Annotated in this window: 27 protein-coding genes; 15 read left to right on the top strand and 12 right to left on the bottom strand. The window is 59.6% G+C overall.

Annotation, left to right across the window (positions count from 1 at the left end):
• Positions 1-54: 54 nt before the first annotated feature.
• The gene (locus ACP7EE_RS16035) at positions 55-1,647 is read left to right on the top strand and encodes a beta (1-6) glucans synthase (protein WP_426235181.1); all 1,593 of its coding nucleotides are present in this window, start codon (positions 55-57) and stop codon (positions 1,645-1,647) included.
• 136 nt (positions 1,648-1,783) lie between these two features.
• On the opposite strand, the gene ACP7EE_RS16030 is transcribed toward ACP7EE_RS16035, so the two are convergent.
• Positions 1,784-2,137 (bottom strand): hypothetical protein, encoded by a 354-nt coding sequence (locus tag ACP7EE_RS16030; protein ID WP_426235179.1) that lies wholly within the window; start codon positions 2,135-2,137, stop codon positions 1,784-1,786.
• Between the two features lie 223 nt (positions 2,138-2,360).
• On the opposite strand from ACP7EE_RS16030, the gene ACP7EE_RS16025 reads away from it, so the two are divergent.
• Both ACP7EE_RS16025 and ACP7EE_RS16020 read left to right on the top strand, forming a co-directional pair.
• Positions 2,361-3,659, top strand: a complete 1,299-nt coding sequence (locus ACP7EE_RS16025) for a serine/threonine protein kinase (RefSeq protein WP_426235177.1) — start codon at positions 2,361-2,363, stop codon at positions 3,657-3,659.
• Positions 3,652-4,440, top strand: coding sequence for an MlaA family lipoprotein (locus tag ACP7EE_RS16020; protein WP_426235175.1), 789 nt, complete (start codon positions 3,652-3,654; stop codon positions 4,438-4,440). Before ACP7EE_RS16025 ends, ACP7EE_RS16020 begins: the two co-directional genes overlap by 8 nt.
• Before the next feature lie 66 nt (positions 4,441-4,506).
• On the opposite strand, the gene ACP7EE_RS16015 is transcribed toward ACP7EE_RS16020, so the two are convergent.
• The gene (locus ACP7EE_RS16015; protein ID WP_426235173.1) at positions 4,507-5,421 is read right to left on the bottom strand and encodes a DUF808 domain-containing protein; all 915 of its coding nucleotides are present in this window, start codon (positions 5,419-5,421) and stop codon (positions 4,507-4,509) included.
• 134 nt (positions 5,422-5,555) lie between these two features.
• On the opposite strand from ACP7EE_RS16015, the gene ACP7EE_RS16010 reads away from it, so the two are divergent.
• Positions 5,556-6,161, top strand: coding sequence for a TetR/AcrR family transcriptional regulator (locus ACP7EE_RS16010; RefSeq protein ID WP_420648022.1), 606 nt, complete (start codon positions 5,556-5,558; stop codon positions 6,159-6,161).
• Between the two features lie 215 nt (positions 6,162-6,376).
• On the opposite strand, the gene ACP7EE_RS16005 is transcribed toward ACP7EE_RS16010, so the two are convergent.
• The 3 genes from ACP7EE_RS16005 to ACP7EE_RS15995 all read right to left on the bottom strand — a co-directional run bounded on the left by ACP7EE_RS16005 (position 6,377) and on the right by ACP7EE_RS15995 (position 8,689).
• Positions 6,377-6,835 carry an REP-associated tyrosine transposase gene (locus ACP7EE_RS16005; protein WP_426235171.1) on the bottom strand — a complete coding sequence of 153 codons (459 nt, stop codon included), beginning with the start codon at positions 6,833-6,835 and terminating at the stop codon, positions 6,377-6,379.
• Between the two features lie 247 nt (positions 6,836-7,082).
• Entirely contained in the window at positions 7,083-8,153 is a 1,071-nt protein-coding gene (locus ACP7EE_RS16000; protein ID WP_426235169.1) for a hypothetical protein, read from the bottom strand.
• A gap of 95 nt (positions 8,154-8,248) precedes the next feature.
• The gene (locus ACP7EE_RS15995; RefSeq protein WP_420648019.1) at positions 8,249-8,689 is read right to left on the bottom strand and encodes a GlcG/HbpS family heme-binding protein; all 441 of its coding nucleotides are present in this window, start codon (positions 8,687-8,689) and stop codon (positions 8,249-8,251) included.
• 266 nt (positions 8,690-8,955) lie between these two features.
• On the opposite strand from ACP7EE_RS15995, the gene gcl reads away from it, so the two are divergent.
• From gcl to ACP7EE_RS15950, 9 genes are all read left to right on the top strand, one after another.
• Complete coding sequence (gene gcl, locus ACP7EE_RS15990) at positions 8,956-10,731, top strand: glyoxylate carboligase (protein ID WP_420648018.1); 1,776 nt, start codon at positions 8,956-8,958, stop codon at positions 10,729-10,731.
• 178 nt (positions 10,732-10,909) lie between these two features.
• The gene (gene hyi / locus ACP7EE_RS15985) at positions 10,910-11,692 is read left to right on the top strand and encodes a hydroxypyruvate isomerase (RefSeq protein WP_420648017.1); all 783 of its coding nucleotides are present in this window, start codon (positions 10,910-10,912) and stop codon (positions 11,690-11,692) included.
• 167 nt (positions 11,693-11,859) lie between these two features.
• A complete protein-coding gene (locus tag ACP7EE_RS15980) occupies positions 11,860-12,753 on the top strand; it encodes a 2-hydroxy-3-oxopropionate reductase (protein ID WP_401396019.1) in 894 nt (297 codons plus the stop codon).
• 170 nt (positions 12,754-12,923) lie between these two features.
• Complete coding sequence (locus ACP7EE_RS15975) at positions 12,924-14,204, top strand: glycerate kinase type-2 family protein (protein ID WP_426235166.1); 1,281 nt, start codon at positions 12,924-12,926, stop codon at positions 14,202-14,204.
• Entirely contained in the window at positions 14,194-15,609 is a 1,416-nt protein-coding gene (gene pyk / locus ACP7EE_RS15970; protein WP_426204998.1) for a pyruvate kinase, read from the top strand. The genes ACP7EE_RS15975 and pyk overlap by 11 nt, the downstream gene beginning before the upstream one ends.
• Before the next feature lie 215 nt (positions 15,610-15,824).
• Complete coding sequence (locus ACP7EE_RS15965; protein WP_426235164.1) at positions 15,825-16,727, top strand: urea transporter; 903 nt, start codon at positions 15,825-15,827, stop codon at positions 16,725-16,727.
• Positions 16,728-16,748: 21 nt separating this feature from the next.
• Positions 16,749-17,573 carry an ion transporter gene (locus tag ACP7EE_RS15960; protein WP_426204994.1) on the top strand — a complete coding sequence of 275 codons (825 nt, stop codon included), beginning with the start codon at positions 16,749-16,751 and terminating at the stop codon, positions 17,571-17,573.
• A gap of 94 nt (positions 17,574-17,667) precedes the next feature.
• Positions 17,668-18,666, top strand: coding sequence for a sulfate ABC transporter substrate-binding protein (locus ACP7EE_RS15955; RefSeq protein ID WP_426235162.1), 999 nt, complete (start codon positions 17,668-17,670; stop codon positions 18,664-18,666).
• Positions 18,667-18,860: 194 nt separating this feature from the next.
• Positions 18,861-20,048, top strand: coding sequence for an MFS transporter (locus ACP7EE_RS15950; protein WP_426235160.1), 1,188 nt, complete (start codon positions 18,861-18,863; stop codon positions 20,046-20,048).
• Positions 20,049-20,095: 47 nt separating this feature from the next.
• Here ACP7EE_RS15950 and ACP7EE_RS15945 read toward each other — a convergent pair whose 3' ends face one another.
• Together ACP7EE_RS15945 and ACP7EE_RS15940 are read right to left on the bottom strand one after the other, a co-directional pair.
• Positions 20,096-20,500 carry a type II toxin-antitoxin system HicB family antitoxin gene (locus ACP7EE_RS15945; protein ID WP_420648009.1) on the bottom strand — a complete coding sequence of 135 codons (405 nt, stop codon included), beginning with the start codon at positions 20,498-20,500 and terminating at the stop codon, positions 20,096-20,098.
• Positions 20,500-20,712, bottom strand: coding sequence for a type II toxin-antitoxin system HicA family toxin (locus ACP7EE_RS15940; protein ID WP_426235158.1), 213 nt, complete (start codon positions 20,710-20,712; stop codon positions 20,500-20,502). The genes ACP7EE_RS15945 and ACP7EE_RS15940 overlap by 1 nt, the downstream gene beginning before the upstream one ends.
• A gap of 211 nt (positions 20,713-20,923) precedes the next feature.
• Here ACP7EE_RS15940 and ACP7EE_RS15935 point away from each other — a divergent pair, with 211 nt between their 5' ends.
• Both ACP7EE_RS15935 and ACP7EE_RS15930 read left to right on the top strand, forming a co-directional pair.
• The gene (locus ACP7EE_RS15935) at positions 20,924-21,391 is read left to right on the top strand and encodes a helix-turn-helix domain-containing protein (RefSeq protein WP_426204986.1); all 468 of its coding nucleotides are present in this window, start codon (positions 20,924-20,926) and stop codon (positions 21,389-21,391) included.
• Complete coding sequence (locus ACP7EE_RS15930; protein ID WP_426204984.1) at positions 21,388-21,963, top strand: PIN domain-containing protein; 576 nt, start codon at positions 21,388-21,390, stop codon at positions 21,961-21,963. Before ACP7EE_RS15935 ends, ACP7EE_RS15930 begins: the two co-directional genes overlap by 4 nt.
• A gap of 62 nt (positions 21,964-22,025) precedes the next feature.
• Here ACP7EE_RS15930 and ACP7EE_RS15925 read toward each other — a convergent pair whose 3' ends face one another.
• Genes ACP7EE_RS15925 through ACP7EE_RS15905 form a run of 5 tightly spaced genes read right to left on the bottom strand, consistent with a single transcriptional unit; the run spans position 22,026 to position 26,647 of the window.
• A complete protein-coding gene (locus ACP7EE_RS15925; protein ID WP_426235156.1) occupies positions 22,026-22,430 on the bottom strand; it encodes a hypothetical protein in 405 nt (134 codons plus the stop codon).
• 29 nt (positions 22,431-22,459) lie between these two features.
• On the bottom strand, positions 22,460-23,659 hold the full coding sequence (ccmI, locus tag ACP7EE_RS15920) for a c-type cytochrome biogenesis protein CcmI (protein WP_426235154.1): 1,200 nt from the start codon (positions 23,657-23,659) through the stop codon (positions 22,460-22,462).
• The gene (locus tag ACP7EE_RS15915; protein WP_426235152.1) at positions 23,656-24,129 is read right to left on the bottom strand and encodes a cytochrome c-type biogenesis protein; all 474 of its coding nucleotides are present in this window, start codon (positions 24,127-24,129) and stop codon (positions 23,656-23,658) included. Before ACP7EE_RS15915 ends, ccmI begins: the two co-directional genes overlap by 4 nt.
• Positions 24,126-24,662, bottom strand: a complete 537-nt coding sequence (locus ACP7EE_RS15910; protein WP_426204978.1) for a DsbE family thiol:disulfide interchange protein — start codon at positions 24,660-24,662, stop codon at positions 24,126-24,128. Before ACP7EE_RS15910 ends, ACP7EE_RS15915 begins: the two co-directional genes overlap by 4 nt.
• On the bottom strand, positions 24,659-26,647 hold the full coding sequence (locus ACP7EE_RS15905) for a heme lyase CcmF/NrfE family subunit (protein ID WP_426235150.1): 1,989 nt from the start codon (positions 26,645-26,647) through the stop codon (positions 24,659-24,661). Before ACP7EE_RS15905 ends, ACP7EE_RS15910 begins: the two co-directional genes overlap by 4 nt.
• Positions 26,648-26,649: the final 2 nt, after the last annotated feature.

The following is a 26,649-nucleotide window of genomic DNA, read 5'->3' as shown; positions in this document are numbered from 1 at the left end:
AATCCGCCCGAACTTTGCATGTCAAAGTGATGCGGGCCACCTGACCGGCGTTAAATGCAGGTAACATGCGTCGCTTTGCAGCCACTCGGCCTGACCATGTCCGCGACTTCACGCTCTCCTCTTCTTCCTTATATATTCGCCAGCCTGCTCGGGCTGTTTGCGCTTTGCGGCTTCTGGTATGGCCTCGGTAAACCGGTGATTCTGCCGGACGCCGCCACGCCGACGCACAAGCTGCAATGCGCCTCCTACACCCCGTTCGATAAAGATCAGTCGCCGTTCGACGTGCCATTCAAACTGCGCCCCGAGCGCATGGACGCCGACCTCGCCCTGCTCGCCACGCGCTTCGAATGTATCCGCACCTACTCCATGACCGGCCTCGATGCTCTGCCGGATCTGGCGCGCAAGCATGGCTTGAAGTTGATGATCGGCGCCTGGGTCAACAGCAACCCGGTGGACACCGAGAAAGAAGTCGACCTGTTGATTGCGTCGGCCAACGCCAACCCGGACGTGGTCAGCGCAGTGATCGTCGGCAACGAAGCCTTGCTGCGCAAGGAAGTCACTGGCGCGCAACTGGCTCGCTTGATCAACAAGGTCAAAAGCCAGGTCAAGCAACCGGTTACGTATGCGGATGTCTGGGAGTTCTGGCTCAAGCACCCGGAAATCGCGCCGGCGGTGGACTTCCTGACCATCCACTTGCTGCCGTACTGGGAAGACGATCCGTCGAACATCGACGCGGCACTGCAACATGTGGCCGAGGTGCGTCAGGTGTTCGGCAAAAAATTTGCGCCTAAAGACGTGATGATTGGCGAAACCGGCTGGCCGAGCGAAGGCCGTCAGCGTGAAACCGCCCTGCCGAGCCGGGTCAATGAGGCCAAGTTCATTCGTGGTTTTGTCACCATGGCCGAGCACGAGGGCTGGCATTACAACCTGATTGAAGCCTTCGATCAGCCGTGGAAACGCGCCAGCGAAGGCGCGGTCGGCGGTTATTGGGGCCTGTTCGATGCAGATCGTCAGGACAAAGCCATCCTCGCCGGCCCGGTGTCGAACGTGCCGTACTGGTCGCAGTGGCTGGCGGTCGGCGGTTTGATTTTCCTTGGCACGCTGTTGCTCGGCGGTCGCGTGCGCAGCACTCGTTCAGCGTTGGTGCTGCCGCTGCTGGGCGCCCTCGCCGCGTGTTCGATTGGCGCGTGGGGCGATCTGGCGCGAGTGACCACACGGTTTGCCAGTGAATGGTTGTGGGTCGGCTTGCTGACGGCTTTGAATCTGCTGATTCTGACGCACGCCGCGTTGACCTTGAGCGCCCGCACCGGCTGGCGTGGGCGCGCATTCACTCTCCTCGAGCGTCGCGCGGGCTGGCTGGTGTCGGCGGCAGGTTTTGCCGCGACGGTGATGATGCTGGAGCTGGTGATCGATCCGCGTTATCGCAGCTTTCCGAGTGTGGCGTTCATTCTGCCGGCGCTGGTGTACCTGTGCCGACCGGTGAGCGTGCCGCGTCGCGAGATTGCCTTGCTTGCCTTCATCATCGGCGCGGGGGTTGCGCCACAGTTGTTTGTTGAAGGGTTGCTGAATCAGCAGGCGTGGGGTTGGGCATTCGTAAGTGTGTTGATGGTTGCCGGGTTGTGGCGCTGTTTGCGGGTTCGCAACTGATCTTTAGCGCCTGCTAAGCCCTCATCGCTGGCAAGCCAGCTCCCACAGTTTTTGTGTCGTACACACATGTTGTGTTCAGCAATTATCCTGTGGGAGCTGGCTTGCCAGCGATGACTGACCGTCAGGCGCTACGGGACTATCTGACCAACCGCAACCCGGCAATCACCACCGCAAACACCGCCAACGTGGTGTTGTACAGCGCCAGCGCCGGCAGCCCGAACACCAACGCCAACACCGCCAGCCACCACCCGGCACGCCCCGGCACGACAAATCCGAGTAGCGCCGCAGCCAACGCCGTCCAGCCCAGCACCTTGAAGTGAATCATCCACCCAAGGTTCGAGCGTAACTGACATTCCCAGCGGCTGGCCTCATCGACACAGATGCCGACCCACTGCCCGTCCTCCATGAAACCGTAACGCGCGCCGTAACTGGCAGCCAGCCACAACGGCAGCAGAACAAGCAGTAGAATCACGGACAAGCGGCGGGACATGAGGTACTCCAATCATCGAAATCGGCGGCCAGCTTAATCTGCCGCCACCCATACGCAAGCGCTAACAACACTTAACTGGCCATTCAATCGCTGCAAAGTGTATCGTTTAGCTACTATTACCCCGAATTCTGCCTGTTTGGTGCCGAGGCATGGCACTTTGGCGCAACCGCGGTGGTCATAGCCTGCGAACTTCATTCGGCACCTTCCTTTAAGGGATTCAGTCATGCTCCGTTCCTTGCGCTTCGCCGCCTTTTTTGGCGGCCTTATTTTGAGTGCGTCCGCACTGGCGGTGGATATCGACGCCGCCAGCTATGGCTATCCCTTGACCAATCCGTTCGAGGCGACCATCGCCACGACGCCGCCGGACTTGCGCCCGGAGTTGCCGCTGGACGAGGACATCAATCAGACCGACCGCAGCCTCACGCTGCGCCCGGAGCGTGAGTTCACCCTGCCGGACAATTTCTGGGCAGTGAAAAAGCTCACCTACCGCATCGCCACCCAAGACAAGCCTGCACCGCTGATCTTCCTGATCGCCGGCACCGGCGCACGCTATGACAGCACGCTCAACGAATACCTGAAAAAGCTTTATTACAAGGCTGGCTACAACGTCGTGCAGCTGTCCTCGCCGACCAGTTTCGACTTCATCAGCGCCGCGTCGCGCTTTGCGACCCCGGGCGTGACCAAAGAAGACGCCGAAGACATGTACCGGGTGATGCAGGCCGTGCGTGCGCAGAATCCGAAAGTGGCGGTCACCGACTATTATCTGAGCGGCTACAGCCTCGGTGCTCTTGATGCCGCCTTCGTTGCGCATCTGGACGAAACCCGCCGCAGCTTCAACTTCAAGAAAGTCCTGCTGCTGAACCCGCCGGTCAACCTCTACACCTCGATCACCAACCTCGACAAGTTGGTACAGACCGAAGTGAAAGGCATCAATAACAGCACCACTTTCTATGAACTGGTGCTGAGCAAGTTGACTCGCTACTTCCAGCAGAAAGGCTACATCGACCTCAACGACGCCCTGCTCTACGACTTTCAACAGTCCAAGCAGCACCTGACCAATGAACAGATGGCGATGCTGATCGGCACCTCGTTCCGTTTCTCGGCGGCTGACATCGCGTTTACCTCGGACCTGATCAACCGTCGCGGCCTGATCACGCCGCCGAAATACCCGATCACCGAAGGCACCAGCCTCTCGCCGTTTCTCAAGCGTGCGCTGCAATGCGACTTCGACTGCTACCTGACCGAACAGGTGATTCCGATGTGGCGCGCCCGTACCGACGGCGGCAGCCTGCTGCAATTGATCGATCAGGTCAGCTTGTACGCACTCAAGGATTACCTGCACGACAGCCCGAAAATCGCCGTCATGCATAACGCCGACGACGTGATTCTCGGCCCGGGCGACCTCGGTTTCCTGCGCAAGACCTTTGGTGATCGCCTGACCGTTTACCCACTCGGCGGCCATTGCGGCAACCTAAACTACCGCGTCAACAGCGACGCCATGCTGGAGTTCTTCCGTGGCTAAATATCTCCTGCTGACCGCAGCGTTACTCTGTGCAGGCGTGGCCCAGGCCGACAACAGCAAAGCCAATGCACCGGTAGTCGTTGACAGCGACGGCTTCAAAGAGCCGTTGACCAAACTTAAATTCAACCCGGGCCTGGATCAGCGCGAGTTCGAGCGTTCGACGCTCAGTGCGCTGAACGTCTACGACCCGCTGGAAGAGTGGAACCGTCGCGTTTATCACTTCAACTACCGCTTCGACCAGTGGGTGTTCCTGCCGGTGGTCGATGGTTATCGCTACATTACGCCGAGCTTTTTGCGTACTGGCGTGAGCAACTTCTTCAACAACATTGGCGACGTGCCGAACCTGGTCAACAGCCTGTTGCAGTTCAAAGGCAAGCGCTCGATGGAAACCACCGCGCGCCTGCTGCTCAACACCACCATCGGCGTCGCCGGTTTGTGGGACCCGGCCACCGCTATGGGCCTGCCGCGCCAGAGCGAAGACTTCGGTCAGACCCTGGGCTTCTACGGCGTACCGGGTGGCGCTTACTTCGTACTGCCGATCCTCGGCCCGTCGAACATCCGCGACACCGCCGGCCTCGCCGTGGACTACACCGCAGAATCGGCGATCAACTTCCTCAATGTCTCGGAAGTCAGCTCCAACCACCCGGAACTATGGGCACTGCGCGGCGTCGACAAGCGCTACCAGACCAGCTTCCGCTACGGCCAGCTGAACTCGCCGTTCGAGTACGAGAAAGTGCGTTACGTGTACACCGAGTCGCGTAAGTTGCAGATCGCCGAGTAAACCCGGCAGCCACAAAAAAGGGCCATTCGATGCGAGTCGAATGGCCCTTTTTGTTTGCGTCCGGGTTTAACCTTTCAACGCTTTCCACAGCTTGCCGATCACCATCACGCCGGCCAACACCACCGCGCCGGCGATAATCCCCGCCACGGCGTTGAGCAGCGTCGGCACCACAAACCCGGCACCACCGGCCGCTGCGCTAACGCCTTCGATCCAGTGATGCACCACCGGCACGCCGTGGGTAAGGATGCCGCCGCCGACCAGGAACATCGCCGCCGTGCCGATCACCGACAGGCTTTTCATCATGTACGGCGCTGCACGCAGGATGCCGTTGCCGATGCTTTTAGCCATTTGCCCAGGCTTCTGGGTCAGCCACAGGCCGAGGTCGTCGAGTTTGACGATGCCCGCCACCAGGCCATAAACACCGACAGTCATCACGATGGCGATGCCCGACAGCACGATCACTTGCTGAGTCAGCGAAGCGCCGGCCACGGTGCCGAGGGTAATGGCAATGATTTCCGCCGACAGAATGAAGTCAGTGCGGATCGCGCCTTTGATCTTGTCTTTCTCGAACGCCACCAGATCAGTCGCGGGATCGGCGACTGCTTCGGTCAGTTGCGCATGCTCCGCTTCGTCTTCAGCCTTGCTATGCAGAAACTTGTGCGCGAGTTTTTCGAAACCTTCGAAACACAGGTAGGCGCCGCCGACCATCAACAGCGGCGTCACCAGCCATGGCACGAACGCACTGATCGCCAGCGCCGATGGCACGAGGATCAGTTTATTCAGGAACGAGCCCTTGGCCACCGCCCACACCACGGGGATTTCCCGTTCGGCGCGCACCCCGGAGACCTGCTGGGCGTTCAGCGCCAAGTCATCGCCAAGCACCCCGGCGGTCTTCTTGGCGGCCATTTTGGTCATCAACGCAACGTCGTCGAGTACGGCGGCGATGTCGTCAATCAGCACCAGCAAACTGCTTCCTGCCATGAATCATGTTTCCTTCTGTGAATAATGCTGCGCAGCATAGCGCGACCGCAGACCACATGGTGCATTGTTGAGCGCCGCGTGAGGCCGGTGCTACCATGCGCAACCGCCAGAACAGGCAAGGAACCACCTGGTTTATGAGCACTATCCGCGAGCGCAACAAAGAACTGATCCTGCGTGCCGCCAGTGAAGAATTTGCCGACAAGGGCTTCGCTGCGACCAAAACCAGTGATATCGCGGCCAAGGCGGGGTTACCCAAACCCAACGTCTACTACTACTTCAAGTCCAAGGAAAACCTCTACCGCGAGGTCCTGGAAAGTATCATCGTGCCGATTCTGCAGGCCTCGACGCCGTTCAACGCGGACGGCGTGCCGAGCGAAGTGCTGAGCGGCTACATCCGCTCGAAGATCCGCATTTCGCGCGACCTGCCGTTTGCCTCGAAGGTGTTCGCCAGCGAAATCATGCACGGCGCTCCACACCTGAGCGCCGACCTGGTGGAACAGCTCAACAGCCAGGCCAAGCACAACATCGACTGCATCCAGACCTGGATCGACCGCGGCCAGATCGCCCCGCTCGACCCCAACCACCTGATGTTCAGCATCTGGGCCGCCACCCAGACCTACGCCGATTTCGACTGGCAGATTTCTGCGGTGACCGGCAAGGACAAACTGGACGAGGCGGATTACGAGGCAGCGGCGCAGACGATTATTCGGTTGGTACTCAAGGGGTGTGAGCCGGACTGAAATACCGCGGTGACCGCATCGCTGGCAAGTCGAATCGTCGCACCGCAGCTCCCACAGGTTTTGCGTCGTTCGCAAAATTCGCGTTCTAAACATAAACCTGTAGGAGCTGGCGTGCTAACTTCCATCGGGATTAGTGGCGTTCGCAGAATTTGGGTTTTACACAAAACCTGTGGGAGCTGGCTTGCCAGCGATGAAGGCAACTCGATTCCGAGTTGTCAAACCCAAATCGCATCCCACAGTGGATAGTCGCCTAGCTTTTCAACCAGTCCAGCCCGCAATGGATTGGCCACCACATACCGCGCCATTTTCACCAAATCCTCTTCGCGCCTCAGTGCACGGTCATGATAGCCCTGCTGCCACAGCGGCCCAGTCCTGCCACTGCGAAGATTCACCTCTCGAGTACTCAGAGATTTGGTCTCACGCATCAGTTTGCGCAGGGAGCAATTTTCCAGCTCCACCAACCAGTGAAAATGATCGGGCATGACGACCCAAGCCAGCGACTTGGCTAACCCGAGATCTTGTGCGCGGCGAAATTGATGAACGACCAATCGTCCCAAAGCGAAGTCAGCGAAAACCGGCTCACGATTGAGGGTGTTGGTGGTCAGTAGATAGATTCGATCAGGTTCGGCATAGCGGCCGGCTCGCAGACGATGTGAAGCGGGAAGATCAGGCAATCCGTTGCCCCTTGATGATGAATTCATCAAGAGGCTAGACCTCAATGATCCATCTAGCTGGACCCGTCTGTTGTCTACATGTGTCTGTGAGGCCTCCATCGCTGGCAAGCCAGCTCCCACAGGGACTAGTGTCGATCGCAGAATTTGTGTTCAACACAGCAAACTGTGGGAGCTGCGGTGCGACGATTCGACTTGCCAGCGATGACTATCGATCAGACGCTAACGATCCAACAGCCATCCGAGGTTTTCAGACCTCTTCACCCATCAACCAGCGCAGTGCTTGCGGGAGTGAGGTGCTCCAGTCGTCGGGGAAGACGTGCCCACCCTCGTGGGTGCGGGACTTGACCTCGTTACCATCGCTGAACAGTTTGCGGAAATCGGCGCTCATCTGCTGATTGCCCGGGCCTTCTTTCTGGCCATTGATGACAAACACACGCTTGCCGCGGGCCTTGCTTTCGGTTGGCGTCGGCTGCATGCCGCCGGGTGACAACAGCAGCGCGCCGGCGTAGTCGTCCGGATGTTGCGCCAGCAAGGCGCCGGCATGTTGCGAACCCTGGGAGAAGCCCATCAGGAACACCCGTTTGCGGTCGATGCATTGTTGCGCTTCCAGGGCTTTGAGGCCCTGCTGCACCGTCTGATGGGTGCCTTCGAAGCCGGGGCCGATCCAGCGGAAGCTGTCGACTGCGTTGATCATCTGCGTGCCGTTGATCCCCAGAATGATTGCGCCAGTATCGGCCAGCGGTTGGTAGCCCTCACCCAGCTCGCCATTGACGCCATAACCGTGCAGCCAGACCACGACGGGGCGGCAGGCTTTTGGCACAGGAATGTTCGCCGACGGGTTGAGCACGGAAATCGCGCCGACCTTGCCTACAGCGATTTTCTTGTAGCGCTCCTGCGCGTTGGTCAGCACCGATTTATAGGTGGCGGTCTCGCGCAGCTCGGAGAAATCTTCGTCACCGGCCAACAGCGGGCCGAACCACAGGCCGCGATCATCGGCTTCTTGCAGATAGCGCAGTGCGAGTTTGTCATCACCACGCCGGGCAAACAGTGCGGCAACCTGATAAGGCGCGAGGATTTGCTTGGGATCTTCACGGCTGGCGGCCAGATAAACTGCGATCGCCTGCAAGGTGTCAGTGTCTGACAGAGTCTCGGCGCGTTCCATCAGTTCGGGAACATCGTCGGCGTTGAGCAGCGCAGAAACTACCGGACTGAGCGCGTTGAAAGCGATTTCGTCGGGATCGAGCTGTTCGGCGGCATGCAGAAAAGAGCTGCTGAGGGTCATGGCCGTGGCCAGAGAGATGGCATATAGCGTCTTCACGCTGATCTTCCTTGATACAAAAACGGGGCGGCAGTCTAACGACGCCGCCCCGCTTAGTCATCACCACAATGCCAGCCGTGGCGATTTAGTTCAGATCAAGCCGCCACGCCTGCATCGGCGCGCAGATCCAGCGCCTCCACCGCTTTGATCGCCACCTGCTCATCAATATCCGACACATCGCCACTGATGCCGATCGCCCCCAGCACATTCCCCGCCTGATCGCGGATCAACACACCACCCGGTGCCGGCACGACGCTGCCCTGGCCCATGCTGTTGAGTGCGGCGAAAAACGCCGGGCGTTGTTGAGCATCCACTGCCAGCAAGCGTGAGCCCTTGCCCAGCGCAATGGCGCCCCAGGCTTTACCGATGGCGATGTCCGGGCGCAGCAGGCTCGCGCCGTCTTCGCGTTGAAGGGTGACCAGGTGGCCACCGGTATCGAGTACCGCGATGGTCAGCGGGGCTGCGGAGATTGCGCGCCCTGCGGCGATGGCCTGATTGACCAGGTTGACTGCAACTTTCAAGGTTAAAGCGCTCATGGTGCCGTCCTCATTTTGTTATAGGAAAAGCTGTTGGCTGCGCGAAAGTGCCGCAGCTCGACTCAACAAATAGAACACAATGAATTATTTTTTTGTATACAATAATTCTCGAAAAGCGCCGCATGCGACGAAAAGCCACAGTAGATACGGCTTCCGACGAATGAAACGGGCGCTTGAGAAAATGGATTGACCTGCGCCGTCCGCCGTGAATAAACTCTGCGCAAAGCCACTTGTATACAATTACAAAACGTAAGAGGCACAAAACCATGAGCAAAATGAGAGCAATCGAAGCCGCCGTTCTGGTGATGCGCCGTGAAGGGGTTGATACCGCTTTTGGCATTCCCGGCGCTGCGATCAACCCGCTGTATTCCGCCCTGCAGAAAGTCGGTGGCATCGATCACGTCCTCGCTCGCCACGTTGAAGGCGCCTCGCACATGGCCGAGGGCTACACCCGCACCAAGGCCGGCAACATCGGCGTGTGCATCGGCACTTCCGGCCCGGCCGGTACCGACATGGTCACCGGTCTGTACAGCGCCTCCGCCGACTCGATCCCGATTCTGTGCATCACCGGCCAGGCGCCGCGTGCTCGCATGCACAAGGAAGATTTCCAGGCTGTCGACATCACCAGCATCGTCAAGCCGGTGACCAAGTGGGCGACCACCGTTCTGGAACCGGGCCAAGTGCCTTACGCGTTCCAGAAAGCCTTCTTCGAAATGCGCTCCGGCCGTCCAGGCCCGGTGCTGATCGACCTGCCGTTCGACGTGCAGATGGCGGAAATCGAATTCGACATCGACGCTTACCAGCCACTGCCGCTGTTCAAGCCGACCGCAACGCGCATTCAAGTTGAAAAAGCCTTGGCCCTGCTCGATCAGGCCGAGCGTCCGTTGCTGGTTGCCGGTGGTGGCATCATCAATGCCGACGCCAGCGATCTGCTGGTGGAGTTCGCCGAGCTGACCGGTATTCCAGTGATCCCGACCCTGATGGGCTGGGGCACGATTCCGGATGATCACCCGTTGATGGTCGGCATGGTCGGCCTGCAGACTTCGCACCGTTACGGCAACGCCACCATGTTGAAATCCGACGTGGTGCTGGGCATCGGTAACCGTTGGGCCAACCGTCACACCGGTTCGGTTGACGTCTACACCGAAGGCCGCAAGTTCATTCACGTGGATATCGAAGGCACGCAGATCGGTCGTGTGTTCACGCCGGATCTGGGCATCGTTTCCGACGCTGCTGCAGCGCTGACCGTGTTCATCGAAGTCGCGCGCGAATGGCAAGCCGCCGGCAAACTGAAAAACCGCAGCGCCTGGCTGCAAGATTGCCAACAGCGCAAAGCCAGCCTGCATCGCAAGACTCACTTCGACAACGTGCCGGTCAAGCCGCAGCGCGTTTACGAAGAAATGAACCAGGTGTTCGGCAAGGACACCTGCTACGTCAGCACCATTGGTCTGTCGCAGATTGCCGGCGCGCAGTTCCTGCACGTCTACAAGCCGCGGCACTGGATCAACTGTGGTCAGGCCGGCCCGCTGGGCTGGACCATTCCGGCAGCGCTGGGCGTGGTCAAGGCCGATCCGAGCCGTAAAGTCGTGGCCCTGTCGGGGGACTATGATTTCCAGTTCATGATCGAAGAACTGGCGGTCGGCGCTCAGTTCAAACTGCCTTACATCCACGTCGTGGTGAACAACTCGTACCTGGGCCTGATCCGTCAGGCACAGCGCGGGTTCGAGATGGACTACTGCGTGCAGTTGTCCTTCGATAACCTCAACGCGCCGGAACTCAACGGTTACGGGGTTGACCACGTCGCAGTTGCCGAAGGCCTCGGTTGCAAGGCACTGCGTGTGTTCGAACCGTCGGAAATCGCCCCTGCCCTGCGCAAGGCCGAACAGATGATCGAAGAGTTCAAAGTGCCGGTGATTGTCGAGATCATCCTGGAGCGTGTGACCAACATCTCCATGGGAACCGAGATCAACGCCGTCAACGAATTCGAAGACCTGGCACTGGTTGGCAACGACGCGCCGACGGCGATTTCGTTGCTCGACTGATTGCCTTTAGCCCCCTCTCCCTTGGGGAGAGGGCTGGGGTGAGGGAACGATGTTGTGTCGTTCGCGGGATTTTGGGCCAACCTTGATTCTCCCCTCACCCTAACCCTCTCCCCCAGGAGAGGGGACTGATCGCGTTTAGTCTGACCCACCGTGTCACATCCGCTTTTAGGAGACCACCATGCCGCGTTTCGCAGCCAACCTGTCCATGCTGTTCACCGAACAGGATTTTCTTGCCCGTTTCGACGCCGCCGCCAAGGCTGGTTTCAGCGGTGTCGAGTACCTGTTCCCGTACGATTTCAGCTCTGCCGAAATCAAGGCCAAACTTGATGCCAATGGCCTGACCCAAGTGCTGTTCAACCTGCCGGCCGGTGACTGGGCCAAGGGCGAGCGCGGCATTGCCTGCCTGCCGGATCGGGTTGAAGAGTTCCGCGCCGGGGTCGATCTGGCCATCGCGTATGCGCAGGTTCTCGGTAACACTCAGGTCAACTGCCTGGCCGGCATCCGGCCGCAAGGCGTGGACGATGCAACTGTTGAAAAAACCTTCGTCGCCAACCTCAAGTACGCCGCCGACAAGCTGCAAGCGGTCGGCATCAAACTGGTGATGGAAGCGATCAACACCCGCGACATTCCGGGTTTCTACCTGAACAACACGGCGCAAGCCCTGTCGATTCGCGAGCAGGTCGGCAGCGCCAATCTGTTCCTGCAATACGACATCTATCACATGCAAATCATGGAAGGCGATCTGGCCCGCACCCTGCAATCGCACCTGGGCGAGATCAACCATGTGCAACTGGCGGACAACCCTGGGCGTAACGAGCCGGGGACTGGCGAGATCAACTATCGCTTCCTGTTCGAACACCTTGATCGCATCGGATATCAGGGCTGGGTTGGCTGTGAATACAAACCGCTGACCACCACCGAGGCAGGCCTGGGCTGGCTCAAGAGCCACAACGCAATCTGAACAAAAATACAAAACCCTGTGGGAGCGGGCTTGCCCGCGATGGCGGCGGCACACACAACAAATATGTTGCCTGACCCACCGTCATCGCTGGCAAGCCAGCTCCCACAATGAATTTGCTGCGTCTCCAAGACCACATTGCAGCATCAGAATAAAAAGAGGATTTTCTCATGGCTAAAATCGGATTTATCGGCACCGGCATCATGGGCCACCCAATGGCGGCGAACCTGCAGAAAGCCGGTCACAGCCTGTTCCTGTCCGCGCACCACGACGCGGCCCCGGCTGATCTGGTCGCTGCTGGCGCCGTCGCCCTGGCCAATCCGCGCGAAGTCGCGCAAGAAGCGGAATTCATCATCGTCATGGTGCCGGATACCCCGCAGGTCGATGACGTGCTGTTCCGCGCCGACGGCGTTGCAGCAGGCCTGAGCAAAGGCAAAATCGTCATCGACATGAGTTCGATCTCGCCGACCGCCACCAAAGCGTTCGCCGCGAAGATCAACGAAAAAGGCGCGCAATACCTCGATGCTCCGGTGTCCGGTGGTGAAGTCGGCGCCAAGGCGGCTACCCTGAGCATCATGATCGGTGGCGACGCCGATGCCTTCGAACGCGCACTGCCGCTGTTCCAGGCCATGGGCAAGAACATCACGCTGGTCGGTGGTAATGGCGACGGTCAGACCGCCAAAGTCGCCAACCAGATTATCGTGGCGCTGAACATTCAGGCCGTTGCCGAAGCCCTGCTGTTCGCTTCGAAAAACGGTGCCGATCCAGCCAAGGTGCGTGAAGCGCTGATGGGCGGTTTTGCGTCCTCGAAGATTCTTGAAGTACACGGCGAGCGCATGATCAAAGGCACCTTCGATCCGGGCTTCCGCATCAGCCTGCACCAGAAGGATCTGAACCTGGCCCTGCAAGGCGCCAAGGAGCTGAACATCAACCTGCCAAACACCGCCAACGCTCAGCAAGTGTTCAGCACCTGCGCGGCCATCGGTGGCAGCAACTGGGATCACTCGGCGCTGATCAAAGGCCTGGAACACATGGCCAACTTCTCGATTCGCGATAAAAAATAATCCGCGCCTGTGGCTCGCTCTCTGTGGGAGCGGGCTTGCCCGCGATGGCATCGACTCGGTTTTCCTGAATGACCTCGGTGCCTGAATCGCTGGCAAGCCAGCTCCCACAAGGACCGCGTCGCTGCACCGTTGTCGCTTTATCCCAATAACAAGAATTCCGGGGGCCCGCCATGTCGGTCGATCCGCAACAACTGCTGCGCGAGCTGTTTACCACAGCCATCGACGCGGCTCATCCGCAGCAAGTCCTTGAAGCTTATCTGCCAGCCGACCGCAGTGGTCGGGTGATTGTCATCGGCGCCGGTAAAGCCGCAGCTGCCATGGCGCAAGTGGTCGAGCGCTGCTGGACCGGCGAAGTTTCCGGGCTGGTAGTGACCCGTTACGGTCACGGCGCACCGTGCGAAAAAATCGAAGTGGTCGAAGCCGCGCATCCGGTGCCGGACGCCGCTGGCCTGGCCGTGGCCAAACGCGTGCTGGATCTCGTTAGTAACCTGACGGAAGACGACCGCGTGATTTTCCTGTTGTCCGGCGGCGGCTCTGCCCTGCTCGCCTTGCCGGCCGCAGGCATCACCCTCGCCGACAAGCAATCGATCAACAAAGCCCTGCTCAAATCCGGCGCGACCATCGGCGAGATGAACTGCGTGCGCAAGCACCTCTCGGCGATCAAGGGCGGACGCCTGGGCAAGGCCTGCTGGCCGGCGACTGTGTATACCTACGCGATTTCCGATGTGCCGGGCGACCTCGCCACGGTCATCGCTTCGGGACCGACCGTGGCCGACCCGAGCACCAGTGCCGAAGCGCTGGCGATCCTCAAACGCTACAACATTGAAGTGCCGGCCTCGGTGCGCAACTGGCTGCAAAGCCCTGAATCGGAAACCGTCAAACCCGGCGACCCGAGCCTGGCGCGCAGTCATTTCCAGTTGATCGCGCGCCCACAGCAATCGCTGGAAGCGGCGGCGGTGAAATGTCGTCAGGCCGGTTTCAGTCCGCTGATTCTCGGTGACCTGGAAGGCGAGTCGCGCGAAGTCGCGAAAGTCCACGCCGGTATCGCGCGGCAGATCGTCCAGCACGGCCAGCCACTGGCGGCGCCGTGCGTGATTCTGTCTGGCGGCGAAACCACAGTCACCGTGCGCGGCAATGGTCGCGGCGGACGCAACGCCGAGTTTCTCCTCAGCCTGACCGACAGCCTCAAAGGCCTGCCCGGTGTCTACGCGCTGGCCGGTGACACCGACGGAATCGACGGTTCGGAAGACAACGCCGGCGCAATCATGACCCCGGACAGCTACGCCCGCGCCGCCGCCCTCGGTCTGAGCGCCAGCGACGAACTGGATAACAACAACGGCTACGGCTATTTCGAGGCGCTCGACGCGCTGATCGTCACCGAGCCGACCCGCACCAACGTCAACGACTTCCGCGCCATCCTGATCCTCGAGAGCCCTAAACATGACGCCTGATAAAAAGGTCAAAATCCTCGCCACCCTCGGGCCTGCGGTGGATGGCATTGCTGATATCCGTGAACTGGTCGAGGCCGGGGTGAATATTTTCCGCCTGAATTTCAGCCACGGCGATCACGCTGACCATGCCAAGCGCTATCAGTGGATCCGCGAAGTCGAGCGCCAGCTCAACTATCCGCTGGGCATCCTGATGGATCTGCAAGGGCCGAAACTGCGAGTTGGCAAGTTCGCCGACGGTAAGGTGCAACTGCATCGCGGCCAGGCATTTCGTCTTGATCTGGATGCGACGCCGGGTGATGAACGCCGGGTGAATCTGCCGCACCCGGAGATCATCGAAGCACTGCAAGCCGGTATGGACCTGCTGCTCGACGACGGCAAACTGCGTCTGCGCGTGGTCACCAAATACGCCGACGCCATCGACACCACCGTGCTGAATGGCGGCGAACTGTCGGACCGCAAAGGCGTGAACGTGCCGCAAGCGGTGCTCGACCTCAGCCCGCTGACGGCCAAGGATCGCCGCGACTTGAGCTTCGGTCTGGAGCTGGGTGTGGACTGGGTCGCGCTGTCGTTCGTGCAGCGTCCGCAAGACATCATCGAGGCCCGCGCGCTGATCGGCGACAAGGCGTTCCTGATGGCGAAAATCGAGAAGCCGTCGGCAGTTGAACAACTGCGCGAGATTGCTGAGCTGAGCGACGCGATCATGGTTGCCCGTGGCGACCTCGGCGTGGAAGTACCGGCCGAAAGCGTGCCGCAGATCCAGAAGAACATCATCAGCACTTGCCGCGAACTGGGCAAACCGGTGGTGGTGGCGACGCAGATGCTTGAGTCGATGCGTTTCTCCCCGGCACCGACCCGCGCCGAAGTCACCGACGTCGCCAACGCGGTGGCCGAAGGTGCCGATGCGGTGATGCTCTCGGCGGAAACCGCGTCCGGCGAGTACCCGCTGGAAGCGGTGCAGATGATGAGCAAGATCATTCGCCAGGTTGAGAATGGCCCGGATTATCAGACTCAACTCGACGTTAGCCGACCGAAAGCCGAGGCCACCGTATCCGATGCAATCAGCTGCGCGATTCGTCGTATCAGCAATGTGTTGCCGGTGGCGGTGCTGGTCAATTACAGCGAGTCCGGCACCTCGAGCTTGCGTGCGGCGCGCGAGCGGCCGAAAGCGCCGATCCTCAACCTGACACCGAACCTGCAAACCGCTCGCCGCCTGAGCGTGGCGTGGGGCATTCACTCGGTGGTCAATGATCGGCTGCGCCAGGTTGACGAGGTGTGTTCGACGGCACTGGAAATCGCCCAGGCGCAAGGGATGGCGCAGCGTGGCGATACGTTGTTGATCACTGCGGGCGTGCCGTTTGGACAGCCTGGATCGACTAACTCACTGCGTATCGAGACGTTGATCTAGAGCGCTCACACCCCTGTGGCGAGGGGATTTATCCCCGTTCGGCTGCGCAGCAGTCGTCGCTTTTAGGCTTGACGGTTTTCAATAGAAAAACCGCACTCGTCCAGATAGGGGCTGCTTCGCAGCCCAACGGGGCGGTGCGACGGTTCGCTAAATCCCCTCGCCACAGTTTTTTTTGCAAGACCTTTTGATTTTCCAACTGCCCAGATTTTCTCAACATGCCTGCCAATCATTTCAACACCCACTGCCCCGACTGGGCCGAGGCTTTGCTCAACGGTTTCAGTCAGATTTTCCTGCAGCGCCATCCGCTCTGCGGGTTGCTGTGCCTGTTGGCCATATTGTTCACCGCGCCGGTGTTGTTCGCCGGCGCGCTGCTCGGCGCGGTCGCCGGGTTGCTTACCGCGCAACGGCGCAACTACGCCAAGGCTGATCGTCAGGCTGGATTGTTCAGCTACAACGGCGTGCTGCTCGGCCTGTTGCTGAGCCTGTACTTCCCGTGGTCGCCGATGCTGCCGCCGCTGATTCTCGCGGCTGGAGGTCTCAGCGCAATGATCACTCAGCAGTGGCTCAAACGCGTGCGGATTGCCGAGCGCCTGCCTGCCTATACCGCGCCTTTCGTGTTGCTGAGCTGGATGTTTTTGCTGTTTGCCGAGCCAGCGGTGCCCGCGCCGGTGCTTGAGCTGGACACTTTCAACCTTCTCGCTGCGGCGCTCAAAGGCTTCGGCCAAGTAATGCTGCTGGATGATCCGCTCGCCGGTGTTTTGATCGCCTTCGGATTATTGGTCGCTGACCGCCGTGCATTTTGCTGGGCGTTGCTGGCTTCGATCATCGGGTTGGGTTCAAGCCTGTTGCACCACGACAGCCAGGTCGCACTGCTGGGCCTCGGCAGCTACAACGCCGTGCTCGCCGCCCTCGCCTTCAGTGCGCAGCGCCAGCAGCCATGGTTGCCGCTGTTCGGCATCGGCCTGGCGCTGTTGTTGACGCCGCTGTTCAGCGCCATCGGAGTAGCCACGCTCACCGCGCCATTCATCCTCGCCTGCTGGCTGCTGCGCACCGGCATCCGGTGGATGCAGCAACCCGCGCCTTGCGCTCATGGGGAGAATCAACCTAGGCTTCGCTGATCATTGGTTCAGGCGGTATCCATGGACAGCAGCAAAAATTGGCGTGAAGAACTTTACGTCATGGTTTTCCAAAGCGACACCAAGGCCGGGCGGCGTTTCGACGGCATCCTGCTGTTGATCATCCTCGCCAGCATTGTCATCGTGATGCTCGACAGCATCGACTCCATTCACCAGAACTACGCCGATGTGCTGGCGTACATCGAGTGGGGCTTCACGCTCATCTTCGCCATTGAATACGGCCTGCGGCTGTATTGTTCGCCCAAACCGTTGCGCTATGCGTTCAGCTTTTATGGGCTGGTGGATTTGCTGGCTATCGTGCCCGGCATTCTTGCGCTGTATTACGCCGACGCGCAGTACCTGCTGATCATCCGCATCATCCGGATGCTGCGGATTTTCCGCGTGCTCAAACTCAGTCCGTACCTCAAGCAAGCCAACTATCTGATGTCGGCGCTGCGCGGCAGCAAGCAGAAGATCGTGGTGTTTCTGGTCAGCGTCTGCACATTGGTGACGGTGTTTGGCACGCTGATGTATGTGATCGAAGGCCCGGAACATGGCTTTACCAGCATTCCCAAAGGCATCTATTGGGCAATCGTGACTCTGACCACCGTGGGCTTCGGCGACATCGTGCCGAAGACTCCGTTGGGCCAGGTGATTTCGTCGCTGGTGATGATCACCGGTTACTCGATCATCGCCGTACCGACCGGGATTTTCACCGCCGAACTGGCCAACGCCATGCGCGGTGAGCAACTGCAACACGACTGCCCGGTGTGCAGGAAGAACAGCCATGAACACGGCGCGGCATTCTGCTCGCGCTGCGGTAATCAGCTGTTCAAGAAACTGGAATAAGCAAAGTCCTTTTTAATCTTTAAAGGACTATGCACGCCCGGCTATAGTCGCTGGCAAAACGGTATCACCCCCAATACAGAACAAGGAATGCGCAGTGAAAAAACTCTTTGGCGCCTCACTTCTCGCCGCCGGTCTGGCCTTCGGTAGCGTGGCTAACGCCGCACCAACCCTGCTCAACGTTTCCTACGACGTGATGCGCGATTTCTACAAAGACTACAACGCTGCCTTTCAGAAACACTGGCAAGCCGAGCACAAGGAAGACATCACTGTGCAGATGTCCTTCGGCGGTTCGAGCAAGCAGGCGCGTTCGGTAATCGACGGCCTGCCGGCCGACGTCATCACCATGAACATGGCGACTGACATCAACGCCCTCGCCGACAACGGGCAACTGGTGCCGAAAGACTGGGTCACCCGTTTGCCGAACAACAGCGCGCCGTTCACTTCAGCCACCGTATTCATCGTGCGTAAAGGCAACCCGAAAGCCCTGAAAGACTGGCCGGATCTGCTCAAGGATGGCGTGCAAGTCATCGTGCCCAACCCGAAAACCTCGGGCAACGGCCGCTACACCTATCTCTCGGCATGGGGCTACGTGCTGAAGAATGGCGGTGACGAAAACAAAGCCAAAGACTTCGTCGGCAAACTGTTCAAGCAGGCGCCAGTGCTGGATACCGGGGGCCGTGCCGCGACCACCACGTTCATGACCAACCAGATCGGCGACGTGCTGGTGACCTTCGAAAACGAAGCGGAAATGATTGCCCGCGAGTTCGGCCGTGATCAGTTCGAAGTGATCTACCCAAGCGTCTCCGCCGAAGCCGAGCCGCCAGTGTCAGTGGTCGACAAAGTGGTCGACAAGAAAGGCACCCGCGACGCTGCCAATGAATACCTGAAATACCTGTGGTCGCCGGAAGGTCAGGAAATCGCTGCTGCAAACTACCTGCGTCCACGTGACCCGGCGGTGCTGGCCAAGTACACCGACCGTTTCCCGAAAGTCGACTTCCTGTCAGTCGAGAAGACCTTCGGTGACTGGCGCACGGTCCAGAAGACCCACTTCAATGATGGTGGGGTGTTTGATCAGATCTACAGCGGGCAGTGATGCCTGAGCAATAACCGAAAAGGCGACCTGACCGGGTCGCCTTTTTGCATTCAGGTTCGCCGATGACGACACTTCCCTCGACGGCTCTCATTACGCAGCGTAATAACTGATATCAATCGAAAGCGCCTACCGCCGGTCCGGCGTGTCCCTTAGCCTCAGCGCATTCCTTTGTTCGCTTGATCGAGAAAAATTCTATGACCGCCACAACTCACACAATGACCCGAGGCATGGTGCTGCTGTTCGCCTTTTGCTGCGGCGCCATCGTTGCGAATATCTACTACGCGCAACCGATCATTGGCCTGATTGCGCCGGACATCGGCCTGACCGACACCATGGCCAGTTTCATCGTGTCGCTGACGCAGATCGGCTATGCGCTGGGCTTGTTCTTTCTGGTGCCGCTGGCTGATCTGCTGGAAAACCGGCGCCTGATGATCATCACCACCGTGGTGGCGATTGCCAGCCTGCTGGCGGCGGCGTTTACCGATCAGCCGAACCTGTTTCTGCTGGTCTCGTTGCTGGTGGGTTTCAGTTCGGTGTCGGTGCAGATCCTGATTCCACTGGCCGCGCATCTGGCGCCGGAAGAATCCCGTGGCCGAGTAGTCGGCGGGATCATGGGCGGCTTGCTGCTGGGTATTCTGCTGGCGCGACCGGTCTCCAGCGTAGTCGCCGATCACCTCGGCTGGCGTGCGATGTTCATGATTGCAGCCGGGTTGATGGCAGCGATCAGCATCGTCCTGGCCCTGACCGTGCCCAAGCGTCAACCAGATCACAGCGCGAGTTACGGTCAACTGCTCGGCTCGTTGTGGACCCTGTTGCGCCAACAACCGGTGCTGCGTCAGCGCGCGTTTTATCAGGGTTGCATGTTCGCCACCTTCAGCCTGTTCTGGACCGCCGTGCCGCTTGAATTGGCGCGCAATCATGGCCTGACCCAGACCCAGATCGCGATCTTCGCTTTGGTCGGGGCCATCGGTGCCATCGCCGCCCCGATCAGCGGACGCCTGGCCGATGCCGGCCACACCCGCATCGCCTCGCTACTGGCGATGTTGTTCGCCAGCCTGAGCTTCCTCCCCGCCTTCATCCACCCGGCCTACAGCGTTATCGGCCTGGCCGTGACCGGCGTAGTCCTCGATTTCTGCGTGCAGATGAACATGGTGCTCGGCCAACGCGCGGTGTATTCCCTCGACGCGAAAAGCCGTGGCCGCCTCAACGCGCTATACATGACCAGCATCTTCATCGGCGGCGCGTTCGGCTCCTCGGTGGCCAGTGCGGTGTACGAGCATGGCGGCTGGTTGTGGATCGTGATCGTCGGCAGCGTGTTTCCGCTGTTGGCGTTGCTACGGTTCTTGAGCGTGTCGGACAAGCGTTCGCTGGCGACTGCTTAAGCCATGAAAAAGCCTTGTCGGATTAAAAATCCGACAAGGCTTGGGACTCAATAACGAACCAGCTTCTCCATCGCCGCGTCCGCCAGAAACGAGGATCGGCTTTTGACATTGTGCTCGCGCACATAACGGTCGATGCGCTGGATGACATAACCGGGCAGCGTCACATTGACCTTCTCGGTCTTGCCCATGTACGGCGCGATGTCCAACTCCAGCATGCCCCAGCCCATCTCGGCAAATTCCGGATTGTTGCGGTGGTTGGCCGCCGAAGTCGGCATGGGAATCGAATCACCGTCGGAAGCGATCTCTTGCAACATGATGTGCGCGATCTCGACGGCGGCGTTGTAGGCATCTTCAAACGTATCCCCGGCCGTAACCGCGCCAGGAATATCGGGGATCTGAATACCGATGGCGGTGTTCTCGTCGCCCCATTCGATACAGATTGGATATTGCATTATGGATCTCCTGAGTAACCGGCTGACGGGTTGTACAACCCCGCGCGCCGCCTGATGCTCTTGACCGTGCCCAGCGGTAAATCCTTTTTCGGGTGCGGGAAGGGAATCGTGTACGGGTTGTAGCGGTGCGTGAAGATATGATGACTGCCGGTGACCCGATCCAGCGTCCAGCCCGCCTCTTCCAGCTCCTTGATCAATAACCTGCTCTGCACCAACCGCCTCCTTGCTTCGGCCTGATAAAAGTAACCCTAGAGTTATCTTTACTCAAGCACAGAAAGTGTCGGGGCGACGTTTGGTTGTTTTGCAGGATGTGAGTTTCTACATAGGGAGAGAACCAATTCCTTCAACAGTTTCGTTTATTGCGATTTTCGTTTAATTCGAATAACGTTCCGGCATTATTCATTCAAAATTCTGGAAATCATCATGCCTACCGTTATTCATACACCGCCCCACCTCCCGCTCGAACGCGAAGTGAAAGCCGCCATTGAAGGCCAACGCGCTCTCGCCGCTTATCTTGCGACGCAATTCGAGACTCAGCACATCCAGATTTTCGATGAGCAAAACGAGGCTCATAAAGTCGAACTTCCTACGACCGCACTGCGCCTGCTGATCGATATCCTCTCGGCGCTGGCTGAAGGCAATGCAGTAAAAGTCGTGCCGGTTCACGCCGAACTGACTACTCAGGAGGCCGCCGACCTGCTCAACGTCTCACGCCCCCACCTCATAAAACTGCTGGAGAGCGGCGAGTTGTCCTACCACAAAACCGGCAAGCACCGACGTGTGCGTTTTGCCGATTTGATGGACTATAAAACCCGGCGCGACACAGCCAGTGAAGAGGCAATGACGCTTCTCGCGGAGCAGGCACAAGCGTTAAGGATTGGGTACGAGTGAGGCATTCCACTTTCACCGCTGTATACGATGCATGTGTTTTATATCCCGCCCCATTAAGAGATTTTTTGATGTGGCTTGCACTGTCGGGACGGTTTCGGGCTCGTTGGTCAAACGAGATTCACTGCGAATGGAAACGCAATCTGTTGAAGAATCGGCCGGACCTGAAAGCCGAACAACTGGATCGCACTTCCGAGTTGATGGATCGGGCGATTCCCGATGCATGCGTCTGCGACTACGAAGAATTGATCGCCGGGTTGAACCTTCCTGACACTGATGACCGCCACGTGCTGGCAGCTGCAATACGTTGCGGGGCCAGCGTGATCGTGACCTTCAATCAGAAAGACTTTCCAAGCGTGGTTCTTCAACCTCTCGGCATCGAGGCGCAACATCCTGACGAATTCGTCGGCAATCTCTTCGATCTTGATCCGGCAGCTGTAATCGCGGCGGCCCAAAAGCAACGCGGGCAACTGAGAATGCCGGCGATGGATGTCGAACCGTTTCTCGATCTTCTAAAACGCCAGGGATTGGTTCAATCGGTCAAGGCGTTGAGTGCCTATCAGGCGATCCTTTGAAAAAGCTAATCGCGCAAAAAACCCACACAGCAAAACGGCGATCCAGGGATCGCCGTTTTTCATTACTGCCCGAACCGTTTACCCAACCCCGCCGGCACGCCGTGGATGTTGGTGTCTTCCCACGGGCCGTTGGGGCTGATGGCGCGGCTCCAGCCGTTGTTCCAGCGGTAGTAGGTGCGCTGACGGTAGAAGGTGTTGGTTTGGTCGTCGAGGACGTAGACGCCGAGTTTCTGGTCCCAATGGCTGTTGCCGCCCGGTGGTGGGGCGAAGCTGGCCGAGGTGCGTGGGACGGGTTTGGCTGGCTTGGCGGGGATGCTGGTTTTACCCGGGGTCGGGGTGGGCGACGGGGTCGGACTTGGCTGCGACGGCGGGATCGGTGGCGGGCTGGTCGGTTCCGGGCGTTGCACCGCACAGGCGCTGACCGCGAGGGTCAGCGAGATGACTGCAATTCGAGCAAAGGCGTTCATGGCGGTGCTTCCAGTGGTCTGCCGGACGATTATTTGTCCGGGCTGTCGATGGTCAGTGTCTGCGGCGCGGTGGTGCTGCTGGCCAGAGGCCCGCTGCGCCCTACCCACTCCCCGGCGGTCGGTTGACCGGCGCGGGAGATGCGTGCAACCAGTTGGACTTCAGGGAAGTTCGACAGTTTCAACTGCGGCATCATCGCGTCGGCATCGCCCAGTTCGACGGTCACCGGCAGGTCGGCGACGGTCAGGCGCTTGGCCGCCAGCGGTGCCGGTGGGCCGGAAGTGGCGCGGGCGAAGATGAACACGCTGTCGCCCGGTTGCACTTTGTCTTTCAGTTCTTTGGCCAGATCGACGCTGACGCGCAGCAATGCTGTTTTCGCTACAGGCGCAACGGCAACCTTGCCGCCGCTGGCTTGCAGTTTCTCGGCAGCGCGGGCGATGCCGCCTTGCAGCGCTTCGCGGGATTTGTCTTCTGGCGGCAGTTGCGCCAGCAGACGGTTCCAGTAATCGATGGCTTCCTGATAACGCTCGCCTTCGAACGCGGCGATGCCCAGTAGACCGAGGCTGGTGACTTCCTTCGGATCGGCTTTCAGCGCTTCGTCGGTCAGCGCCTGCACCTTGTCCGACCACTTCTTGTTGTCGGCAAAATACTGCGCCTGCGCCCACTGCCCGAGCAGTTCCGGCTGGCGACCGGCGAGAGTGACGGTGCGTTCGAACATCTTCGCCGCGTCCGCCGGGCGATCCTGAGCCATGTAGGTGCGACCGAGGAAATACAGGCCTTCGGCCGAATCCGGTTGCGCCGCCACGGCACGCTCAAGGCGTTCGGTCATTTGCTCCATCGACTGCGGCGCCTGGGCGAATTCACGGGTCAGTTCGACCTTGTCGCTGGCACCGAAATGCAGGTACAACGCGAGGCCCAATACCGGCACCAGCACCGCCGCCAGCAACGGTAGAGGTTTCCCCAGTTTGGCAACCCGCGCCGGCGCAACGCCTTCGGTGTCGGCGAGCAATTCACGCGCGGCCTCAGCACGACCGCTGTCCATTTGCGCGGCATCGAGCACGCCTTCGGACTGTTGCGATTGCAACTCGGCCACGCGTTCCTGATACAGCGCAACGTTAAGGGCGGTGCGATCTTCCTCGCGCTGGGCACGACGGCCGCGCAACACGGGGATCAGCAGAAAACTCAGGGCGACCAGAAGCAACAGCCCTGCGGCAAGCCAGAAATCAATCATTCTTGGTTTTTATCCAACAGTTGGTCGAGGCGCTGACGTTCTTCGGTGGACAGCGATTGCGCGGTGTTGCTGCGTTGCTCGCGGCGGCGACGGCGGACGATCACGACAATCACCGCAAACCCACCGAGCAGCAGACCGGCCGGGCCAAACCACAACAGCGCAGTCTTGGCATTCAGTGCCGGCTTGTAGCGCACGAAATCCCCGTAGCGATCAACCATGAAGTCGATGATCTGCTGATTGTCCTTGCCCTCACCGAGCATGCGGAAAATCTCTTTACGCAGGTCGGCGGCAATCGGTGCGTTGGAGTCGGCGATGTCCTGGTTCTGGCATTTCGGGCAGCGCAGTTCCTTGGTCAATTCGCGAAAACGCTCGCGATCACCTTCTTTGGCGAACTCGTAAGTGTCGATGGCGGCGTGGGCCACCCCGGCCAGACTCAAACCCAACACGACAGCGGCTAAAAAGCGCTTCATGGCTTGGCCTCATCGACCAGCGCCTGATACTTGGCCGCGAGTTTTTCACGCCAGACCTGCTCGTCGATCACGCCCACGAATTTGTCGCGAATGATGCCCTTGGCGTCGATGAAGAAGGTTTCCGGCGCGCCGTACACACCAAGATTCAGGCCCAACGAGCCTTCGTCATCGCGGATGTCCAGTTGATACGGATTGTGGAACTCGGCCAGCCACTTCAAGGCATCAGCATTGACGTCCTTGTAGTTGATGCCATAGATCACCACGCCGCGCTCGGCGAGTTTGTTGAGCACCGGATGCTCGACCCGGCAGGAAATGCACCACGTACCCCAAACGTTGACCAGTGCCGGTTTGCCGAGAATATCGGCTTTGGTCAGGGTCTTGTCGCCCTGCACTGACGGCAGGGAAAACTCCGGGAATGGCTTGTTGATCATCGCCGACGGCAGCTCCGCCGGATCGAGGTACAGCCCGCGATACAGAAACACCGCCACCAGCAGAAAAATCGCCAGCGGCACCAGCATCAACCAACGTCTCATGCAGCGGCTCCTTCCATACCCAGCGCTTCGCGCACACGGGCTTTGACCTTGACTCGATAACGCCGATCCAGCGCCGCCAGCAGACCACCTACACCTGTGAGCAAACCGCCGAACCAGATCCAGCGCACGAACGGTTTGACGTGCACGCGCACCGCCCATGCGCCATCACCGAGCGGTTCACCCAAGGCGACGTAAAGATCGCGGGTGAATCCGGCATCGATTCCGGCTTCGGTCATTACCGAATTCTGTACGGTGTACAGACGTTTTTCCGGGTGCAGCACGCTGATTTCCTGGCCATTGCGGATCACCCGAATGGTGCCTTTGTCTGAGGTAAAGTTAGGTCCTTCAAAGTGCTTGGCGCCTTCGAACACGAACTGATAACCGCCCAGCGCCATCGACTCGCCCGGCGCCAGACGCAGGTCGCGCTCGGCACTGTTCTGGCTCGACAACACCACGCCCAGCGCGCACACCGCGATACCGAGGTGAGCGATCTGCATGCCCCAGTAACTGCGGGTCAGCGTCGGCAAGCCTTTGATCAAACCTTTGTGGCGGGTCTTGTCGATCAGGTCACGCACACCAGCGAGCAACACCCACGCGGCGAGCATGAAGGTCGCGAGCACCGCCCAGTTGAAATCGCCGTACGCGATCCCGGCGACCACGGCCAGCGCCGCGCTGCCGAGCAGCACCGGGGTCAGCATGCCCAGCAGCCATTTCACTGGAGTGTCTTTCCAGCGCACGATCACGCCGACCGCCATGACCATCATCAACAGCGCCATCAACGGAATGAACAGTGCGTTGAAGTACGGCGGGCCGACCGACAGCTTGGCGCCGCTGATCGCATCGAGAATCAGCGGATACAGGGTGCCGAGCAGAATCATCGACGCCGCCACCACCAGCACCAGGTTATTGCCCAGCAGCAAGGTTTCGCGCGACCACAGGTTGAAGCCGACCTGACTCTTGACCACTGGCGCACGCAACGCAAACAAGGTCAGCGAACCGCCAACGACAAACAGCAGGAAGATCAGGATAAACACGCCGCGCTCCGGATCGGAGGCAAACGCATGCACCGAAGTCAGCACGCCGGAACGCACGAGGAAGGTGCCAAGCAGGCTCAACGAGAACGCTGCAATCGCCAGCAAAACCGTCCAGCTCTTGAACACGCCGCGTTTTTCAGTGACGGCCAGCGAGTGAATCAGCGCCGTGCCGACCAGCCAAGGCATGAACGAAGCGTTTTCCACCGGGTCCCAGAACCACCAGCCGCCCCAGCCGAGTTCGTAGTAGGCCCACCACGATCCGAGGGTAATGCCGATGCCAAGGAACGCCCAGGCGACAATCGTCCATGGACGCGACCAGCGTGCCCACGCCGCGTCGAGACGACCGCCCATCAACGCGGCGATAGCAAAGGCGAACGCTACCGAAAACCCGACGTAACCCATGTACAACATGGGCGGATGAACGATCAGGCCGATGTCTTGCAGCAATGGATTGAGGTCAGCGCCATTGCTGGGCATTTGCGGCAGGATGCGTTTGAACGGGTTGGACGTGAGAATCAGGAACAGCAGGAAACCGGTGCTGATCATGCCCATCACCGCCAGCACGCGGGCGAGCATGACTTGTGGCAACTGCCGCGAGAACACCGACACCGCGAACGTCCAGCCGCCGAGAATCATTGCCCACAGCAGCAGCGATCCTTCGTGCGCACCCCACACCGCGCTGAATTTGTAATACCACGGCAAAGCGGTATTGGAGTTATTGGCCACATAGGCGACGGAGAAATCATCGCTCATGAACGCGTAGGTCAATGCGCCGAAGGCGAACAGCAAAAACGCAAATTGCCCCCACGCGGCCGGTTGCGCCAGGCTCATCCACAAACGGTCGCCACGCCAAGCACCGAGCAACGGCACCACGGCCTGCACCAGCGCAAAACACAGCGCCAGAATCATCGCCAGATGACCGAGTTCAGGAATAAACAGTGCGGAAGTCATCG

The sequence above is a fragment of the Pseudomonas sp. TWP3-2 genome (assembly GCF_049897765.1).
Classification (GTDB): domain Bacteria; phylum Pseudomonadota; class Gammaproteobacteria; order Pseudomonadales; family Pseudomonadaceae; genus Aquipseudomonas.
This window is presented reverse-complemented; position numbering and strand designations above follow the sequence as displayed.

What these genes read in the sequence shown, in the direction of transcription:
- ACP7EE_RS16035 (WP_426235181.1), top strand. Translation starts at nt 55, where the DNA reads ATGCAGGTAACATGCGTCGCTTTGCAGCCACTCGGCCTGACCATGTCC.
- ACP7EE_RS16030 (WP_426235179.1), bottom strand. Translation starts at nt 2,137, where the DNA reads ATGTCCCGCCGCTTGTCCGTGATTCTACTGCTTGTTCTGCTGCCGTTG.
- ACP7EE_RS16025 (WP_426235177.1), top strand. Translation starts at nt 2,361, where the DNA reads ATGCTCCGTTCCTTGCGCTTCGCCGCCTTTTTTGGCGGCCTTATTTTG.
- ACP7EE_RS16015 (WP_426235173.1), bottom strand. Translation starts at nt 5,421, where the DNA reads ATGGCAGGAAGCAGTTTGCTGGTGCTGATTGACGACATCGCCGCCGTA.
- ACP7EE_RS16010 (WP_420648022.1), top strand. Translation starts at nt 5,556, where the DNA reads ATGAGCACTATCCGCGAGCGCAACAAAGAACTGATCCTGCGTGCCGCC.
- ACP7EE_RS15995 (WP_420648019.1), bottom strand. Translation starts at nt 8,689, where the DNA reads ATGAGCGCTTTAACCTTGAAAGTTGCAGTCAACCTGGTCAATCAGGCC.
- gcl (WP_420648018.1), top strand. Translation starts at nt 8,956, where the DNA reads ATGAGCAAAATGAGAGCAATCGAAGCCGCCGTTCTGGTGATGCGCCGT.
- hyi (WP_420648017.1), top strand. Translation starts at nt 10,910, where the DNA reads ATGCCGCGTTTCGCAGCCAACCTGTCCATGCTGTTCACCGAACAGGAT.
- ACP7EE_RS15980 (WP_401396019.1), top strand. Translation starts at nt 11,860, where the DNA reads ATGGCTAAAATCGGATTTATCGGCACCGGCATCATGGGCCACCCAATG.
- ACP7EE_RS15975 (WP_426235166.1), top strand. Translation starts at nt 12,924, where the DNA reads ATGTCGGTCGATCCGCAACAACTGCTGCGCGAGCTGTTTACCACAGCC.
- pyk (WP_426204998.1), top strand. Translation starts at nt 14,194, where the DNA reads ATGACGCCTGATAAAAAGGTCAAAATCCTCGCCACCCTCGGGCCTGCG.
- ACP7EE_RS15965 (WP_426235164.1), top strand. Translation starts at nt 15,825, where the DNA reads ATGCCTGCCAATCATTTCAACACCCACTGCCCCGACTGGGCCGAGGCT.
- ACP7EE_RS15960 (WP_426204994.1), top strand. Translation starts at nt 16,749, where the DNA reads ATGGACAGCAGCAAAAATTGGCGTGAAGAACTTTACGTCATGGTTTTC.
- ACP7EE_RS15950 (WP_426235160.1), top strand. Translation starts at nt 18,861, where the DNA reads ATGACCGCCACAACTCACACAATGACCCGAGGCATGGTGCTGCTGTTC.
- ACP7EE_RS15945 (WP_420648009.1), bottom strand. Translation starts at nt 20,500, where the DNA reads ATGCAATATCCAATCTGTATCGAATGGGGCGACGAGAACACCGCCATC.
- ACP7EE_RS15935 (WP_426204986.1), top strand. Translation starts at nt 20,924, where the DNA reads ATGCCTACCGTTATTCATACACCGCCCCACCTCCCGCTCGAACGCGAA.
- ACP7EE_RS15925 (WP_426235156.1), bottom strand. Translation starts at nt 22,430, where the DNA reads ATGAACGCCTTTGCTCGAATTGCAGTCATCTCGCTGACCCTCGCGGTC.
- ccmI (WP_426235154.1), bottom strand. Translation starts at nt 23,659, where the DNA reads ATGATTGATTTCTGGCTTGCCGCAGGGCTGTTGCTTCTGGTCGCCCTG.
- ACP7EE_RS15915 (WP_426235152.1), bottom strand. Translation starts at nt 24,129, where the DNA reads ATGAAGCGCTTTTTAGCCGCTGTCGTGTTGGGTTTGAGTCTGGCCGGG.
- ACP7EE_RS15910 (WP_426204978.1), bottom strand. Translation starts at nt 24,662, where the DNA reads ATGAGACGTTGGTTGATGCTGGTGCCGCTGGCGATTTTTCTGCTGGTG.
- ACP7EE_RS15905 (WP_426235150.1), bottom strand. Translation starts at nt 26,647, where the DNA reads ATGACTTCCGCACTGTTTATTCCTGAACTCGGTCATCTGGCGATGATT.